11 protein-coding genes and 1 CRISPR repeat array are annotated in these 18,071 nt (G+C 39.5%); of the genes, 2 read left to right on the forward strand and 9 right to left on the reverse strand.

Going from position 1 to position 18,071, the window contains the following annotated elements:
- The first annotated feature begins 8 nt into the window (after nucleotides 1–8).
- Nucleotides 9–3,514: a CRISPR direct-repeat array (repeat unit 47 nt; unit sequence GTTGTGATTGGCTCTCAAAAGTTTGTACCTTTGGTATCTGGAACAAC).
- Between the two features lie 109 nt (nucleotides 3,515–3,623).
- From cas2 to cas9, 5 genes are all read right to left on the reverse strand, one after another.
- A complete protein-coding gene (gene cas2, locus U2P89_RS07310; protein WP_313381877.1) occupies nucleotides 3,624–3,956 on the reverse strand; it encodes a CRISPR-associated endonuclease Cas2 in 333 nt (110 codons plus the stop codon).
- A gap of 15 nt (nucleotides 3,957–3,971) precedes the next feature.
- Entirely contained in the window at nucleotides 3,972–4,907 is a 936-nt protein-coding gene (gene cas1 / locus U2P89_RS07315) for a type II CRISPR-associated endonuclease Cas1 (RefSeq protein WP_322191075.1), read from the reverse strand.
- Nucleotides 4,904–5,431, reverse strand: coding sequence for a DUF6155 family protein (locus tag U2P89_RS07320; RefSeq protein WP_322191076.1), 528 nt, complete (start codon nucleotides 5,429–5,431; stop codon nucleotides 4,904–4,906). The genes cas1 and U2P89_RS07320 overlap by 4 nt, the downstream gene beginning before the upstream one ends.
- A gap of 4 nt (nucleotides 5,432–5,435) precedes the next feature.
- Complete coding sequence (locus tag U2P89_RS07325) at nucleotides 5,436–6,059, reverse strand: UPF0158 family protein (protein WP_322191077.1); 624 nt, start codon at nucleotides 6,057–6,059, stop codon at nucleotides 5,436–5,438.
- An 88-nt stretch (nucleotides 6,060–6,147) separates the two neighbouring features.
- Nucleotides 6,148–10,659 (reverse strand): type II CRISPR RNA-guided endonuclease Cas9, encoded by a 4,512-nt coding sequence (cas9, locus tag U2P89_RS07330; protein WP_322191078.1) that lies wholly within the window; start codon nucleotides 10,657–10,659, stop codon nucleotides 6,148–6,150.
- A gap of 859 nt (nucleotides 10,660–11,518) precedes the next feature.
- On the opposite strand from cas9, the gene U2P89_RS07335 reads away from it, so the two are divergent.
- Both U2P89_RS07335 and U2P89_RS07340 read left to right on the forward strand, forming a co-directional pair.
- Nucleotides 11,519–14,614 (forward strand): glycoside hydrolase family 2 TIM barrel-domain containing protein, encoded by a 3,096-nt coding sequence (locus tag U2P89_RS07335; protein WP_322191079.1) that lies wholly within the window; start codon nucleotides 11,519–11,521, stop codon nucleotides 14,612–14,614.
- 10 nt (nucleotides 14,615–14,624) lie between these two features.
- A complete protein-coding gene (locus tag U2P89_RS07340) occupies nucleotides 14,625–15,392 on the forward strand; it encodes a gamma-glutamyl-gamma-aminobutyrate hydrolase family protein (protein ID WP_313381872.1) in 768 nt (255 codons plus the stop codon).
- A gap of 129 nt (nucleotides 15,393–15,521) precedes the next feature.
- Here U2P89_RS07340 and U2P89_RS07345 read toward each other — a convergent pair whose 3' ends face one another.
- The 4 genes from U2P89_RS07345 to U2P89_RS07360 form a co-directional block, all read right to left on the reverse strand.
- Entirely contained in the window at nucleotides 15,522–15,938 is a 417-nt protein-coding gene (locus U2P89_RS07345) for an XRE family transcriptional regulator (RefSeq protein WP_092119148.1), read from the reverse strand.
- 15 nt (nucleotides 15,939–15,953) lie between these two features.
- Complete coding sequence (locus U2P89_RS07350) at nucleotides 15,954–16,247, reverse strand: type II toxin-antitoxin system HigB family toxin (RefSeq protein ID WP_019539881.1); 294 nt, start codon at nucleotides 16,245–16,247, stop codon at nucleotides 15,954–15,956.
- 206 nt (nucleotides 16,248–16,453) lie between these two features.
- On the reverse strand, nucleotides 16,454–17,230 hold the full coding sequence (locus U2P89_RS07355; RefSeq protein ID WP_092119151.1) for a Cof-type HAD-IIB family hydrolase: 777 nt from the start codon (nucleotides 17,228–17,230) through the stop codon (nucleotides 16,454–16,456).
- A gap of 155 nt (nucleotides 17,231–17,385) precedes the next feature.
- Nucleotides 17,386–18,063 carry a DUF3823 domain-containing protein gene (locus U2P89_RS07360; protein WP_232001527.1) on the reverse strand — a complete coding sequence of 226 codons (678 nt, stop codon included), beginning with the start codon at nucleotides 18,061–18,063 and terminating at the stop codon, nucleotides 17,386–17,388.
- Nucleotides 18,064–18,071 lie beyond the last annotated feature (8 nt).

Here is an 18,071-nt window from a genome sequence, read left to right on the forward strand (position 1 = left end):
TCGGCGTCGTTGTGATTGGCTCTCAAAAGTTTGTACCTTTGGTATCTGGAACAACTCACGGCAAGATCTACGAGGCCTCGGCGTCGTTGTGATTGGCTCTCAAAAGTTTGTACCTTTGGTATCTGGAACAACAAAGAGGAGAAGAAGAAGGTAACCGATAAAGTTGTGATTGGCTCTCAAAAGTTTGTACCTTTGGTATCTGGAACAACAGACAATCAGGGAGAATGCCGACGCATTGAGTTGTGATTGGCTCTCAAAAGTTTGTACCTTTGGTATCTGGAACAACTATTCATATGCTATAAAGTTTGCCAAAGAAGTTGTGATTGGCTCTCAAAAGTTTGTACCTTTGGTATCTGGAACAACTGCTTAGCATCCATCTCTGTATCCTTAATTGTTGTGATTGGCTCTCAAAAGTTTGTACCTTTGGTATCTGGAACAACAAATGTATCAAAATTTCTGGCATCAAAACTGTTGTGATTGGCTCTCAAAAGTTTGTACCTTTGGTATCTGGAACAACTCCTGTTGCATAAGCGTTCCCGTCTATCTGTTGTGATTGGCTCTCAAAAGTTTGTACCTTTGGTATCTGGAACAACTGATGTTCGTGTACAGGCCGGAAGTTTACGGTTGTGATTGGCTCTCAAAAGTTTGTACCTTTGGTATCTGGAACAACTCACCGGCCTGCCGGTAGATGAATACGAAAGTTGTGATTGGCTCTCAAAAGTTTGTACCTTTGGTATCTGGAACAACAATAACTGATAATAGGTTATGGAAGATATAGTTGTGATTGGCTCTCAAAAGTTTGTACCTTTGGTATCTGGAACAACTCACGGCAAGATCTACGAGGCCTCGGCGTCGTTGTGATTGGCTCTCAAAAGTTTGTACCTTTGGTATCTGGAACAACAAAGAGGAGAAGAAGAAGGTAACCGATAAAGTTGTGATTGGCTCTCAAAAGTTTGTACCTTTGGTATCTGGAACAACATTTTAAGGCGTTTTAAGAGCGTTGACCTCGTTGTGATTGGCTCTCAAAAGTTTGTACCTTTGGTATCTGGAACAACTACTTAGAGGACTTTGCAATTAGGAATAATGTTGTGATTGGCTCTCAAAAGTTTGTACCTTTGGTATCTGGAACAACATTGCCAAATCCAACTGCAACCAGTTGACCGTTGTGATTGGCTCTCAAAAGTTTGTACCTTTGGTATCTGGAACAACCTTTCCTGTCTGCTTCTCCTGCCCCCACAAGTTGTGATTGGCTCTCAAAAGTTTGTACCTTTGGTATCTGGAACAACCTACGAAAAACGAATATACAGGTGATGCTGTTGTGATTGGCTCTCAAAAGTTTGTACCTTTGGTATCTGGAACAACGTCTTTTGGAACTTTGTTTGGGCTGGCTTGTTGTGATTGGCTCTCAAAAGTTTGTACCTTTGGTATCTGGAACAACCTTTCCCGTCTGCTTCTCCGCACCCCACAAGTTGTGATTGGCTCTCAAAAGTTTGTACCTTTGGTATCTGGAACAACGTAGCGGTTGAAGCTGGTTCAGCCACAACAGTTGTGATTGGCTCTCAAAAGTTTGTACCTTTGGTATCTGGAACAACTCACCTGTTTGTTCACCGGCTGCCATGTGAGTTGTGATTGGCTCTCAAAAGTTTGTACCTTTGGTATCTGGAACAACAGCCTGAAGAGCAGTATTGGGAAGAGATCCGTTGTGATTGGCTCTCAAAAGTTTGTACCTTTGGTATCTGGAACAACTGATGAGCACGGGGATGAACCATTTGCATAGTTGTGATTGGCTCTCAAAAGTTTGTACCTTTGGTATCTGGAACAACTCCAGTAGTCGGTTGAACAGTCTTTGAAGTGTTGTGATTGGCTCTCAAAAGTTTGTACCTTTGGTATCTGGAACAACCATTAAAGCAGTAATTTCGCCTTGCCTATCGTTGTGATTGGCTCTCAAAAGTTTGTACCTTTGGTATCTGGAACAACTGGATTTTGAAATTGAAGCAAGAAAACTAAGTTGTGATTGGCTCTCAAAAGTTTGTACCTTTGGTATCTGGAACAACATGTGGCACTTGATGGCGTGGCAATACCAGTTGTGATTGGCTCTCAAAAGTTTGTACCTTTGGTATCTGGAACAACAGGAATCACAAAAGAATGGCAAAAGCTATGGGTTGTGATTGGCTCTCAAAAGTTTGTACCTTTGGTATCTGGAACAACTTTAATTCTTGTTTTAATTCATCACTTAAAGTTGTGATTGGCTCTCAAAAGTTTGTACCTTTGGTATCTGGAACAACGTATTTCGTCAATGATGGAGCATATTATTGTTGTGATTGGCTCTCAAAAGTTTGTACCTTTGGTATCTGGAACAACGTAAGTGATGCTTATTATAATGCAAGATTAGTTGTGATTGGCTCTCAAAAGTTTGTACCTTTGGTATCTGGAACAACATTATGATTTTCAGGCTGGAATACAAAAATAGTTGTGATTGGCTCTCAAAAGTTTGTACCTTTGGTATCTGGAACAACTGCATTTATACAAAAGTCTTTCCAGATGTTGTTGTGATTGGCTCTCAAAAGTTTGTACCTTTGGTATCTGGAACAACAAATGGTTGTTAATACGTACGATTAGTATTGTTGTGATTGGCTCTCAAAAGTTTGTACCTTTGGTATCTGGAACAACCCACCCAGTTGTAGATCTTCTTGAACCCCGTTGTGATTGGCTCTCAAAAGTTTGTACCTTTGGTATCTGGAACAACCGTTAGCAGTTTTTCAAGACTGTAAGGGTGGTTGTGATTGGCTCTCAAAAGTTTGTACCTTTGGTATCTGGAACAACATATATAGTTTGAAATACACCTACAAATCTGTTGTGATTGGCTCTCAAAAGTTTGTACCTTTGGTATCTGGAACAACGTCATTGAAAAAAGTGCTATTGATAGAATTGTTGTGATTGGCTCTCAAAAGTTTGTACCTTTGGTATCTGGAACAACTACTGCATCGTGTAGGTCAACTCTGTTGTCGTTGTGATTGGCTCTCAAAAGTTTGTACCTTTGGTATCTGGAACAACAGGAATTACAGCGTTAAGTACTGGATAATTGTTGTGATTGGCTCTCAAAAGTTTGTACCTTTGGTATCTGGAACAACGAAAGACTGGCAATAATGTTAAAATAACAGTTGTGATTGGCTCTCAAAAGTTTGTACCTTTGGTATCTGGAACAACTAAACCTCTCAACTGTCCGCCATCTTCTGTGTTGTGATTGGCTCTCAAAAGTTTGTACCTTTGGTATCTGGAACAACAAATTCCCTCCCTCGCCACAATCATTGCAAGTTGTGATTGGCTCTCAAAAGTTTGTACCTTTGGTATCTGGAACAACGCGTAATGCTAAGAGACTACCGAAACAACCGTTGTGATTGGCTCTCAAAAGTTTGTACCTTTGGTATCTGGAACAACTTCCATCTGGTGGCTTTCCGTTTACTATTGTTGTGATTGGCTCTCAAAAGTTTGTACCTTTGGTATCTGGAACAACTGGATTTGAACATTTCGCTATTTTCCAGTGGTTTATACCGAAAATTACAATTAAAAAAAGACGTTGTTCCGAACATGGAATCCTGCCGGTAAGGCGGGATTTCTATTTTCTAAAACAGTTCTAATTGCTGGTAGGGCGTGGTTACTTCTTTTTCTTTTTTTCCGATAAACAATTCCATGTTGCCAAATTGCTTATCGGTAATACACAGGATGCCGACTTGTCCATGAGGTGGAAGATTGTTTTTCACACGTTGAATATGCACATCGGCGTTTTCACGGCTCGCACAGTGTCGTAAATAAATGGAGAACTGGAACATGGTAAATCCGTCTTTGATGAGTTTGTCCCGAAAGGTTGTATAGACTTTACGTTCTTTCTTTGTCTGTGTAGGAAGATCAAAAAGTACAAGTACCCACATAATTCTGTATTCGCTAAAACGTTGCATAAGTTATAGAGTCTTTTATTCAAACGAAGGATATTTGATTTTTCTGCTTTTACCCGCAAAACACTGATATAGGGAAGCCGTTGTGTGACCTACGGCAATCATAAGGGGACTTCTTTGTCCGTTAACAATAACATCCTGTACCGGAATATTCAATAGTTCCGCTTTCAGTTCTTTGGTTACTTCCGATATATCGTTCGTTTTTGCCATTATCTCAATAATCACTTTATCCACAAAAGGCCGATACGGTTCCATGATATCATCGGCAAGACAGTAGGCATTATATTTATTCCGGTGATAAATGCCCAACGTGGGAAGCAATCCGCTGGCAACCAATGAACGCGCTACCACTGCCCTTAAAACGGCATATCCGTAATTCAGGAGATTATTGGGCGGAATACCGTCCCTGTTCCTTGAAAATCCGGATATCTGCGGAAAGATATTCGCCCAATAATATACGGCGGCGCGAGCTTCATAATTGTCTGGATCGCCACTTTTTACATCCGAAGCCCATATTTGCATGTTCTTTACCACCTCGCCGGTAGCAGAATGAAGCAAATGAGCCTGATTTTGTATCTTTGCCTGAACGGTTTGCTGCCACAACTGTTTTTTCAACGGAACCGATGCCCCCAGTTGATGTTTAAAGCGCTCGGTTTGGGTAGTATTGCCGGACAAGGGCAACATCAAACCCAGAGGCATCCGGCTACTGTCGCAGGTAATGAGTGCAACGTTGTTGGCCAACAGTTTTTCAATGACACCATGAGTAATGGTTATTTGCTTGTTATCCAGAATCACCACACCGATATCTTCTATGGGAACGGTTTTCACGGCGGCGTCTTTAAATGTTTCGGGCAGCGTTTCGTTTTTCACCACTTCCGGCAATTGAATAAGCAGTTGTTCTTTCCGGAGGGATAAATAGGCCGGATTACCGAAGTAAAGCGTGCGTTTAATCATGGTGATTCATTATAATATTCATAATATAGATCGGCAATTTCACTCGCAAAGCCATAACCGCAGGGTGAAGCCCAACGTACACATTGTTCGGCTCTCAATTTAAATTGTTCAAGTAAACCGTGTTTTTGCATAAACATCAAGGCTGCTTTATAATTGTTGTAGGTTGAGTCGTAAAATTGTTCCGAATAGTCACCGTAACAATAAGTCAGTTCACATGCGCTTTCGGGCAGATACAACATCACATCGGCTAATCCTTCGGGTGAAGGTTGCAAACTACGAAAATCCGAAATAGCACGTTTAGCAACCGAAAACTTTTCGCTGCCACGTTCGGGATGCTCCACGTTAAATTCTTTACGGATAATTTTTTTATACTTTTCAGCCAAGGCCGTTTCATTCTTCGGATTGAGATAAAAATCGTAAAACTCTTTTACAGCTTTATTTTTTTCGTACAAATCCAATATTTGCTCAACCAACTGCTCTTTGGTGAGGCGTTGGAGTTCCTTTTTTAATCGGGGTTTGGACATAGGGTTATCCTTTATCTGTTATTTTATATAAATAATTATCAATCACGCACTTTTCATACATTCTATCCCTAAATTCAAACCAAAGTTCACGATATTCCGATTGATGAATAAAATTGTTGAAATTTGCGAATGGTTTTTTGCCGTTGATGGTATTGTTCAATATGTTCTTCGCATGTCCCTTAGGCAGATTGTCTACAAAATATTCCATAATGCGATATGCTTCCGACGACTCCAAAGATTCAATCGTTATAAAATCTTTCCATTTTCGAAAACTGAATATTTCATCAGAATACGTATCAGTGTCAGTCATTTCTTCCTCATACTCTTCATCATCTTCTTCCAACGGTAAATCCGAGTAAATTTCTTTCGGCACTCCTTCAACTTCCAATGTTTCCGTATTTACAAAACTAATCAACCCTGCGGACATATTACCAGCAACTTCGCTGATTAGGTTTCTGTATTTCAGAGGAACTTGTAATTTATAATCCGGCATTTTGGAAAGATCGATTTTGTTGTGTTCAACAAATTCTTCTTCCATAAATCCAAGCAATTTTTCAAGACTTTTCTTGTCGTCTTTAATACTTCGCAAAATAACAAGGCATTCGTTTAATAATTGTTCTGTAGACATGCGCATCTTTATTATTTGTAATTTTTTACGGCTTTGTTTGTTGTACGAGGCTTTGATATTCTTTTTTAATAAAGATTTTGATATGGTGCTATGCAAATTGTATATTCCCCAATCTATCTACTTTCAACTTTACACATACTTGTTTTATCATTATTCCGTCGATTGATTTTTCCATCTTGTTTAATACTGAATACTCCACCTTATTAACAATAGGATTTGCAACCTCGCTTTTGACAAAGAAACATTGGTTCCCGCTTGAACTTACCATTTTATAAATTCTATTTCGATCTAATTGATGATTTAATGAAGTAGTTAGCTCTTCTTCCCCCGGCACATACACCAAATCATTCGGAGATAAAGAAAATAAAAGATTATGCCCTTTTTCATTTCTTTCAGGCACTTCTTTTAGTCCCTGCTTCAAGCGTTCAATAACGATATTCAGCGGAATTGTTTCATAACTACGCTTGCCCTCATCATCTGCATAAATAGCAAAAAACAAGTTAGTACCTTCGGCAGCCTCCACCCATTTAGACTTTGTCCCTATTGTATATCCTACTCTAAATCTACTTGAACCACTTTCCGCAATAGGTAATTTATAAGCAGGAATTTTTCTATTTGCATTAAATCTTTCAATGCCTTCTGGACTAAATGCTAAGTCAATATTATCTGCATTATCTTTCAAATGCTGCAATAGATCTTCTCTTAATTTAAAATCCGCTATTTTATTTATAAATTTAGTAGCATCTGCAATAGTTTTAATACCCCCTTGTCCCCTATTAGAAAGTTTCGAAATAGGTTGTCTCCTTCTAAACTTTTCAGATTTAACACTAAAAGCAGTTTCAATTATTGGAACACCAGAATCATCCACAATTGGAGTCTTCTTCAAATATTTTTGTGCTTCTGTAATTTTATTATTAAAACTACTCAAAACATTTTCAACTTTTTTCTTTACTTCGTTATCAATTATATATGCTCTTTTTCCAATATTATCTGCTACTTTTAAAATATCAAACCAATATTCTTTTTTACCATAAGGCATAGGCGTATGCAAAGGCTTCCGTATCGCCCAGTTATCACCTTTGGTTTGTTTGTCGATCACTTTTTTGCCATCGACAAAGCGTTGGTAATAATTGACACTTTTATTTATCACACGAAGATTTTGCTTGAAACTGACAATGATTTTTTCCAATTCATTGCGGGCATCAACGGTAAAATTACCCCAAGGTTTGAAAAACTGCCAGTTATAATTGCCTTTATCATCTCCCTTATTTTTGAAACACAATTTATTACGCAAGTCGAATCGACTTTTGTCTTTTTCTTCTTTTGTTTTCTTCTTGTCCAACGCATGTTGATTGTTAAGGAAATTCACATGGTCGCGGGTAGCACAGGCAATAACCAAAGCGTCCATGGCATGATGACGGTGATCGATACGTTTTTTTTGAAAGTTTTTTGAGAGCTCGAGTGGAACCGTCGGCAAATATTTTTGATAACGTTCATTGTAAACGGTAAAGCCTTTAGAACCGGTCAGTTCATTCATTCTTTCAAAACGAGGCAGTATCAAATCGTTCCAAACATCATTCAATCCCCAATCCTGTTTTAACCGTCCGGTTATTTTACCATTCAATGGAACAATATTTTTTGAATTAATTCCGTCGTCATTTGTTTCCGAACGAACAATATTGGATAAAACGGAAGAAATAAACTTACTGATATAACGTGTGTCATTCATCTGGCGCTCAATCATTTTCTCAGGAATTTCATCCATCAATAATTTATTCCGTTTGGAGCGATTTTTCGCATAATGTTCTTTCACGAATTTTTGATACTCTTCTTCTTCAAAAATTCTGACCGTTTTGCCAAAACCTACTTCAACTATTTCGCTATGGTGGTTTTTTATAAATTCAAAACTGGTCTGATTGTCTTTCAGTTTATTGACAGCCGACTCACATATCACTTTATTGTTGAAACTATCATCGAAATAACGGCTTTGTGGAATGATGTGCTCTATCTCGTAATCGGCAGTAAATAATCTGTTCAGAGGAATGACTTGCCCGGTATACGGAGATCGGTATTTTTGCTCTAACCATAATTTATAGCGTCTTAATTCCGAGGAAGAAGGTTGAGCGGTCTTACTTATTTTAAGGATATCATCGTCTATTTCGATATTAGAACTTAACACTCCATCTTCAAATATTTTCAGGGCTTCTTGTTGCATAGGTGAGTATGGCCGCACGTTTTCCACTTCCGGATAATGCAACATTTCTGCAAGTAAGGCTTTGATACGAAGGTTTGTTTTTTCGTTTTCGAGCACTTGATCGCTTAATTTTTTCCGGTCTTCGGCTGGTAGTTTCATTTGCCGGCCTAACTCGATATGAATTTCCGAAAAGAAATCTTTCACTCCGTTACCATAATGCGCCCAAATATCTCTTATCACTCTCAATGCTTCGGTAACAATTTGTTCGACGATCGGATTACGCAATGAGTGTTGTTTGAATTCATGCAGGTATTTTTCCAAATCATTGACAGAATTCCATTTTCCGGCAATGCCTGGCTCGGAATGGCGACCATAAACGATATAACTTGCCAACCAAAGTTGCAAGCCTTGAAAATATCCCTCTTCTTTCAAATGAATGGCTTTCTCCCGGACTCTCTCTTTTATATTTTCATCATACTCTCCTGTTATAATTTTATCAATACGTTTTTTCGTACTTTCGTCAATTTTCCCCCAATCCCAGTACTTTCCAGTCCGTATCAAAGGCAATAATTTTTTAATGGCTTTTTCCGAGAATGAACCATATTCGCTTTTGAAAGGCGGAAACTTTTTAAAATTTTCCACAAATGATGCTACATCCAATCCATGTCTTTCGGCAAACGATTTCAATGCTTTTTCGTATTCATCCTTGTCAGTAACGGAGTAGATAATATGCCAGAGTTGTTGTTCAGTTTCCCTTTTCAAGAAACCGTCAGGCAGGTTTTCAACTTTCGCCAGCCGGGATACAATCAAAGCTTTTGTTTCGTTACATGGATATACTTTTTCCTTGTCATCCACAAAGTTCCAACGATATTTTGATGCTTCGTTAGCCAACATTTTTCCCTTAAAACCTTTTTGCTCCAACAGGAACTTTATTAACGTGTCTTGCCTAATTTCCTTTCTGTTATCCAGAAAATCAAACAAGTTCTCATAATCTTCCACGCTGTTCAAGAATTCTTGGGTTACATTCGTATCGTCATCCCTCCGGTAAATAGTTAAATTATAGAGCCATTGCCACAAACGGAATTCCTGGTAATAAGGATTTGACTTAGGCGCCGCTTTCAAGTATTCGATATGTTCCACTCCTTCCTTATCACGGTACTTCCTATATTCCAACGAACAATTCCCAATGGACGATTTTTTGCTTCGCAACGGACGTTGATAGAAAATAATATCTTCCAAAAAAAGATGCGTGAAGTCTCTTTTACCAAGAGCGAGTTGATGGGATTCATTGCTACGATACAACTCACGAACAGCCTCGTTATACAAATCCTCATCCTGTAATTCGGGATGAAACTCCTGTTGTTTTTGAAGAATCTGTTTCAGTTCTTCTTTGTAAAACTTCCGTTCGATGGTGCGTACTAATTTCCCTTTTATTTTTTGTGATGGATTTTCCAACAAAGCATCATAAATGTATGTTCCGACAGTTTTCTTGCTTTTATCAATGTCTGCTTCGGTTTTCTTTTTTAATAAAGTCCAATCATCTTCCGCCGGTGCCCGAAACGAACGCCTGACATTACCCTCTTTATCGGTTTTTATCGTACCATCATCATTTAAATCTGTCGTGACAATAAAATCACGGACTTTATCTTTCCAATCAAAAAGAGGTGTTTTACTCGAACGCCGATAAATCCAACCATTTTCCAAATGAAGAGAATACCATGTTTCGCCTTTGCTATTAGCACTTTCGTCCGGCACGACATCAATCACTTTCAACGAATGGAATTCAACTAATTTGTTTGGATTTTCTTCGTCCACCTCATCACGCAACTGATAATAACCCCGTTTCTGATTAAAATTCAATAAAATCCAAGCCAATTCTTCTTTTTTTATTTTTTGAGATAAGGCTTTTTTACGCAAATAGTAAATAGTCCAATCATAAGGAATCAACTTTCCGTTTTCAAATAAATAAGGTTGAGCTTTTTTGAATTCGGAGACCATTTCATTGAACGAAGACTGAAAAATAAATTCATATTTTCCATTCGCATTTTCTTTCCAAGCCAATTTAGGTTCTAGGTCAGTAAAGAATTTCCCCAAGTGTTTCTCAAAATCAATCTGATTCATATAATGTTCAGGCAAAAAGCCTAACACATTCAGCACTCTATGCAAACGTTCCCTACGCAACAAATGACGCTCACGCAATCTTCTTGTTCCGCGATAAGCAGTTCTTTCTGCTGTTTGTGAAATAGAATTTCCACTTTCAAAATTTCCCAATATATCCTGACTCATTGGTATAATCCGACTTCCCATACCTTCTATACTGCATGGTTTATTGTTTTCATCAACCTCCACCAATGCCCATCCAATACTGTTGGTACCCAGATCTAAACCCAGAATATGCTTTTTCATGTCGTATACAATTAAACACGTTATTTTATTGCCCGTAAAGTTAAAATGAATATTTTATTTAACAAATCATTTTGCATATTAAATTTATTTTCATACATTTGCCGTTACAACTTTTGAAAGCAAATCACAATAAGGATTATTCCGTTGTGAAAACATGTAAGGCGGGGCAACTCGCCTTTTTTATTCTGTACGTCAAAGAGATTGGGGAAAATATTAAAAAAGAGGGAATTAGGTCACTCTCTCAAATTCAAATGATTTCTTCGATCAATCTTATTGTCTCTTTCTTGTATGCACAACGGTTATAAATTTCTCCTTGACACATCCAACAACTACACGGAGTCCTAACGGACTTATAGACCGGACTCCAGTTAGCCTTGTACAGTTCAATCCACCGGGGATTAGTTACTCTTTCGTTATTAAGAATAAAAATACCGCCATAAGAGGCGAATAACTTCATTTTAGCTTTGTAAACCCTGTTCCGTTGTTCAATTCTCCAATGTTTGTTTCTTCTCTCCATCGTCACGTTCAATTAAAATTAGCATGAACGTGGATGTAATTAAATTCTCACTGGTATCTCTATTTCTGCTATTCATTTCCTTAATACTATTTCAATTAAACTATGATCAATCGACACAAAAATAATAAAAAAACAACTATCTTTACAACACATTCAAGAAAGCCATGTTCTTTCACGTCAAACAAACTGGCCGTTCCGTCTGGACATATGGTTTTTTCAAAGAAAATCATGTAAATTTGCACTGCAAGGAAAAACAGAAAACAGATATTAAATTTATTCACCAAAGTATAAAAGTATATACACATGAAGTCATTTTCTTATGTTATTATTTTAATAATATTGATGTCCACAACATTTATCCATGCGCAGGACCAGGGTTCGGGAAGAGTTCAAGATCAGGTTCCTGATTGGGAAAATCCGGAAATTTTTGCAGTAAATACCGAAAAAACAAGGGCTACTGCTATTCCTTATGCTGACGAACAGACTGCCATCGCCGATGAGTATGAACGTTCGCCTTATTATCAATCTTTGAATGGTACATGGAAATTTCATTGGGTACCAAAAGTTGATGAAGTTCCCGCAGGGTTTTTCAATGAAAACTACGATGACAGCACCTGGGGCAAAATGCCCGTACCCGGAAACTGGGAATTCAATGGCTACGGTATTCCTATGTATGTGAATATCGGCTTCGGATTTCCGGCCAATCCTCCTCATATCGACCGGAATGATTCTCCGGTGGGCGCTTACCGGCAGACATTCACCATTCCCAAAACATGGAATGGCAGAAGGGTATTCCTTCATTTTGAAGGGGGGACTAATTTCATGTATGTTTTTGTGAACGGACAACAGGTCGGTATCAATAAAAATGCCAAAAGTCCGGCGGAGTTCGACATTACTCCCTATATTCGCCCGGGAAAGAACCTGTTGGCGTGCCAGGTACATAAATTCAGTGACGGTTCTTATCTGGAAGACCAGGATATGTGGCGTTTGGGAGGGATTAACCGCAGCGTTTACCTGTACAGCACAGATGATACCCGCATACAGGACTTCTTCGCTCATCCCGATCTGGATGACTCCTACAGGCATGGACAGTTCAGCATAGAAGTAGAGCTGAAAAACTATACCGATCAGACTCAAAATCGTAAACTGGAAGTATCCATCCTGGATAAAAACGGAAAAAATGTTTTCCGGCAGACAAAAGATACAAGCATAAGCGCTTCCCTTTCTGAAGAGATCAGCCTCTCGGGAAGAGTATCCAATCCGGACAAATGGACGGCAGAAACACCTAACCTCTATACCCTTCTGTTAACCCTTAAAGACGAAAGAGGCAACCTGATTGAAGCAACCTCTTCCAAAATCGGATTCCGCAGAGTGGAAATTAAAGACGGACAACTCCTGGTGAACGGGCAAAAAATATTCCTGAAGGGTGTCAATCTACACGAATTCAATACCAATAAAGGGCAGGTAGTAGACAAAGAGATCATGATGCGAAACCTGCAATTGATGAAAGAACTGAATATCAATGCTGTCCGCACATCTCATTATCCTCAACAACCTTTATGGTATAAACTCTGCGATGAACATGGTATCTATCTCGTGGATGAAACCAATCTGGAGTCACACGGGCTGGGTTACGGCCCCGACAATGTTTCCAACTTCCCGGAGTGGCACGGACAACATATGGATCGCGTCACCCGTTTAGTGGAAAGGGATAAAAATCATCCCTCTGTGATTATCTGGTCACTGGGTAACGAGGCAAGCAACGGAAAAGCGTTCTTCGATATGTATGACTGGGCCAAGCAACGCGATCCGAGCCGCCCAGTACAGTATGAACAGGCCGGACGTGACAGGAATACCGATATTATCTGCCCGATGTATCCCTCCTGGGAAAGTATGAAGCGGGATGCTGCCCAGGACCTGGGACGTCCCTATATTATGTGCGAATATGCACATGCGATGGGCAACAGTATGGGTAATTTCCCGGAATACTGGGAACTGATGCGCAGCAGCAAGAATATGCAGGGAGGCTTCATTTGGGAATGGTATAACCACGGCTACCCAACCCATGACGAACAGGGACGCTTTTACTGGGCATACGGGGGTGACCTGAAAGGATATAATAAACAAAATGACGGTAATTTCTGTATGGACGGACTTGTTACTCCCGACCAGAATTATATGCCCCATACCCATATAGTGAAGAAGGTTTATCAGAACATTCTTTTTGAGGCAAAAGACCTCAACAAAGGTCTTATCACTGTGATCAATGATTTTAAATTCACCAATCTGACCAACGATGGGTTCGGCTATAAGTGGGTGTTATTGAAAAACGGTGAAAAAGTTGCCGAAGGAGATTTCGCCGTAGAAGTCCCGGTAAATTCCGGCAAGGATGTTCAATTGAAACTCCCTTCAATACAACCTGAAAAGGGCACGGAGTATTTCCTCCATCTGTTCGCTTATGACAAGAAAGGAAATGAATTTATCAAACCCGGTTTTGAAGTGGCAAAAGAGGAATTTGCATTCGAAGCCAATAACTATTTTGTTTCCGGTGAACATACGGGAACACTTAATGTATCCCGGAAGGATGAAAACGTAACCGTAACATCGGGCAACAAAGAGTACGTCTTTTCGGTAAGAGATGGCCGGTCATTGATCAGTGCAAAAGTAAACGGACAAAATATCTTTAAGGAACTGCCCCGCCTGAATTTCTGGAGGGCTCCGGTCGACAATGACTTCGGTTCGGGAGAGCAATATAATCTTCGTCTCTGGGACGCAGCAGGCCATAATGTGATTTACAGTTACCGCGATATGAAAGAAAACAACAACGGCGTATCATTTACTTACCGGGCTAAGCCCAGAGGGATAGAAGCCTTTGTGGATATCACTTACACCGTGAATAACGACGGAAGCCTTACCACCGATCTCCATTATCAGGCACAGAGCGACGAGCTTCCGGAGATGATGCGCTTCGGAATGCTGATGATTTTACCGGAAGAGTATAATCAATTCCGTTGGTACGGACGAGGGCCATGGGAGAATTACATCGACCGCAACACCGACACATTTATGGGTATCTGGGAAGGTCTTGTAAAGGATCAGGCCTATACTTATTACCGTCCACAGGAAACCGGGAATAAAACCGATGTCCGCTGGCTGACTCTCCTAAACGAAGCAGGAAAAGGAATCCGTGTAGACGGAGTACAACCGCTTTCGGTAAGTGCGACCAACTACCGTCCGGAAGACCTTGATCCGGGAATGACCAAGAAACAACAACACTGGTCGGATGTACTTCCCCGTAAAGAGACTGTTCTCTGTGTCGATCTGTTCCAGCGCGGCGTAGCCGGACTAAATTCATGGGGAGCTAAACCGCTGAACGAGTACAGGTTCTCAGACAAAGAATACAGATACAGTTATACTATTAGCCTGGATAACTTGTAAAGTCTTGAGTATGAAAAGAAGAATTCTATTATCCATTGTACTGATATTTACGCTTATATCTGCTTATGCCCAGAAAAAGCCTATTATCGGTGTATCCTCAGTCGCAAGCGAAAGCTCCACATCTGCTCCACTTACCTATATCAACTCGATTAAAAGAGCAGGGGGTGTTCCTCTTGTTATCCCTATGACCTCCGATAAGGAGGAGCTTACGCGTGTTCTGGAAGTAATCGATGGTCTTGTTATGACCGGAGGAGAGGATATTGACCCGCTAAAATGGTTTAACGAAGAGCCTGTACGCGCCATGGGCGGTATTGCCCCGGAAAGAGATGAGTTCGATATAACTCTTATCAGAATGGCCGTAGAAAAGGGATTACCTGTATTGGGAATCTGTCGTGGAGAACAAGCTATGAATGTTGCCTTCGGCGGGACACTTTATCAGGACATCCCATCCCAGGTCGAAGGTACATTTGTGAAGCACTCTCAAAATGCTCCAAGCAGCTACGGAACGCATACTATCGATATTGAAAAGAACTCAAAACTCTATAAAATACTCGGCAGAGAGTCGGTAGTAGTTAACTCTTTTCATCATCAGGCGGTAAAAGATATTGCCAAAGGGTTTAAGATCAGTGCAAGAGCAAAAGACGGAGTGGTAGAGGCCATTGAAAAAGAGGGAGACCAATTCGTTGTAGGAGTACAATTCCACCCCGAAGGATTTGTATCCAAAGGAGACGACACATTCCTGCCGCTCTTCAGGGCACTCACAGAAGCATCAAAATAAAGAAGACATTCAAACTTTGAACTCTCTTACGACACTGTTCTCGTAAGGGAGTTTTTAGTTAAGTAGATACCCAGAGCCCAGAGCAAAAACAAAATCGTAATAACCGGGCAATGTAATATTATTCTAATTTTATAAATTTTCCAAAATAAGTACCGGGTCAATATTGAATTCCGAGTACAATTTCTTAGCCATTATCTTTGGAACAGACCGCTTTCCTTTCATAATTTGGCTGAATGTTGATTCTTTGACATCCAACAGTTCTGCCGCTTGACGTTGTTTTAATTGCCTCTTGTCGAGTTCATTTTCGATTGAGATAATCAAAGGAGATTTAAACTTCAAATTCTTCGCGGGAAAATGTAACCTTTCATACACATATACTATTTTGCCTATACGGTCTAATTCTTTGATATATTCATTATCAGCATCCTGCACTTCCAGAGCTCCGGTTTCCGTAGCTTTCTGCAATATATCTTCATAATATGCTTTTATCTCTTTGAATTGAGATAAATCCTTTATTTCTTTCAGATCTAAATATTTCATTTTCATAACTCATCTCCTTTTTTAAACAGATTCTGCATTAATTTTATCATACTCAGCATGAGTACCTATAAAACGGACAATTAATTGACCTGCTACGAAAACAACAACCACGATCAACCGGTATTTATTACCCCGAATATTGAATACATATCGTCCGTTTTTCACATAATCGGCAGAAGGAAAGTCCATCTTTAAGTCGGTATGCGATTTCCATTCAGCATCTTCCACTTTATTAATCCAGTTTTGGACTGCTTTCCGACAATCGGCATGCTTCTCTACAAATTCATCGAGTATTTGACTCTCAATTATAATCATTATCTTCTACTGATCTTCTGGTCATATATGCAAATATATGGAAAACTTTACATTTTGCAAAGTTTTCGCATGATTATTTTGAGGAATTATGATTATTAAGTAATTTAGAGCCTCACCTATCTGCGAGGCATTTTTTATAATATAGACAACTAGTCGTTTGTATAGTTTAGTATCTTGATTAATTTCGATAGGATAGATACTCGATCTTACACCAACCCAAAATGTTGTAATGCCTTTCGTACGCCGTCATCATCGACAGTGTCGGTTACATAATCGGCTGCTTGTTTGACATCTTCGTTAGCATTTCCCATTGCCACACCTATACCGGCATGACGGAGCATTTCAATATCGTTTCCTCCATCACCGAAAGCCATCGTCTCTTCCAGGGAGAATCCATAATAATTACAGAATTGGTCTATTCCGACACCTTTATCCACCCCTTTAGCTATGACATCGGCAAAAGTCGGATACCATCGCATAGCTGAACAGTTCGGCAACAGACTCATCACTTCCTCTTCCTGAGAATCTTTGAAAAACGCCGTTAATTGGAATAATTCCTTGTCCCGGTAATAATCAAGATCATTTATCTGAGGCATTTCCTGTTTCAACAGGCTCATCAGAAATTTCACATCTTCATCGATATAATTAAAAGAAAGACGGTGTTCTTCTACAAAGAGGCAGGGAAGTTCCCTTTTCTGTTGTATATAATCGATAAAGCTATTGACATCTGCCTGGTCGATACTTTTTTTAAATATAACATTATCGTTACCTTGCAGGCAGTAACATCCATTCATCGTGATATATCCGTCGAACTCCATGTCGTCCAGATTATTGATCACTGAAAAGTGCCTGCCGGTGGCGATAAATACTTTAATCCCCTTATTCCTGATCATCTCGATCGATTTCCGGGCGGAATCGGGTATCCGATGTGTTTTGAAACTGACCAATGTACCGTCAATATCAAAAAATATTGCTTTAACCATAAAATGCTTATAACCTAACTTTTGCACAAAAGTACAAAATTTATGACAGATAATAGGTGTAAATATCAGAGTAATAATAAATTTAGGGCATGAACAGGTAGAATTTACCTTGCTCATGCCCTTTAAGTACTTAATTTATAATCTTCTCTACATCATCAATCCAATTGAATTTTTTCCGAAGGAGAATACAATAATTGGCCTATACCCTCTGTCTCCACTCCTATTCTTGCATATAGGAACTTTTCAGTATGGGAATCCGGTATAGTAACGGTTAACGTAACCGCTGTACCGAGTGTAACTTCGGATGCCGGTTTTTCTGCACTCGCAATATTATACCCATTATCGGTAATAATAGTTCTTCCCAAGAAAAGACGAACCGCCCTCAACTCTCTCTGATTACTTACCCTGTTGACCGTAAATGTGGCTGTTATCTGTTTGGCATTTCTGGAATAAGCAGCATTACTTATCGTGAAATAAGGGACAACGGGAACATCCACTACAGTATTTCCTTTAACTACCACATCTATAGAGTCTGTATTGTTTTCCCACGGAGCCCCGTTCATACGGACTAATTTGTAATTTCCATCAAACAACATGGCGGAAAAAGTTCCATCCTGATCGATATGTACGGGAATTTTCGTGAAATTCTGATAACCATGTTGCCACAACTCTAATTGCAGGGCGTTTGACCTGACACCTATTGATTCGTCGTTATAAGTTATTTTCCCGGATAACATGGACTCCGGAGCACTAAAATTATCTTTCTCACAACTAAAAAGCAGCAGAAGGAGAATAGCGCTGATATATGTTGTCAAAAATATTTTCGTTTTCATCGTTTTCA

Source organism: Proteiniphilum sp., from assembly GCF_034331125.1.
GTDB classification, from domain to species: Bacteria; Bacteroidota; Bacteroidia; order Bacteroidales; family Dysgonomonadaceae; genus Proteiniphilum; species Proteiniphilum saccharofermentans.

Excerpts from the sequence above, each read along its gene's own strand:
- cas2 (WP_313381877.1), bottom strand. The coding sequence starts at position 3,956 with ATGCAACGTTTTAGCGAATACAGAATTATGTGGGTACTTGTACTTTTT.
- cas1 (WP_322191075.1), bottom strand. The coding sequence starts at position 4,907 with ATGATTAAACGCACGCTTTACTTCGGTAATCCGGCCTATTTATCCCTC.
- U2P89_RS07320 (WP_322191076.1), bottom strand. The coding sequence starts at position 5,431 with ATGTCCAAACCCCGATTAAAAAAGGAACTCCAACGCCTCACCAAAGAG.
- U2P89_RS07325 (WP_322191077.1), bottom strand. The coding sequence starts at position 6,059 with ATGTCTACAGAACAATTATTAAACGAATGCCTTGTTATTTTGCGAAGT.
- cas9 (WP_322191078.1), bottom strand. The coding sequence starts at position 10,659 with ATGAAAAAGCATATTCTGGGTTTAGATCTGGGTACCAACAGTATTGGA.
- U2P89_RS07335 (WP_322191079.1), top strand. The coding sequence starts at position 11,519 with ATGTCCACAACATTTATCCATGCGCAGGACCAGGGTTCGGGAAGAGTT.
- U2P89_RS07340 (WP_313381872.1), top strand. The coding sequence starts at position 14,625 with ATGAAAAGAAGAATTCTATTATCCATTGTACTGATATTTACGCTTATA.
- U2P89_RS07345 (WP_092119148.1), bottom strand. The coding sequence starts at position 15,938 with ATGAAAATGAAATATTTAGATCTGAAAGAAATAAAGGATTTATCTCAA.
- U2P89_RS07350 (WP_019539881.1), bottom strand. The coding sequence starts at position 16,247 with ATGATTATAATTGAGAGTCAAATACTCGATGAATTTGTAGAGAAGCAT.
- U2P89_RS07355 (WP_092119151.1), bottom strand. The coding sequence starts at position 17,230 with ATGGTTAAAGCAATATTTTTTGATATTGACGGTACATTGGTCAGTTTC.
- U2P89_RS07360 (WP_232001527.1), bottom strand. The coding sequence starts at position 18,063 with ATGAAAACGAAAATATTTTTGACAACATATATCAGCGCTATTCTCCTT.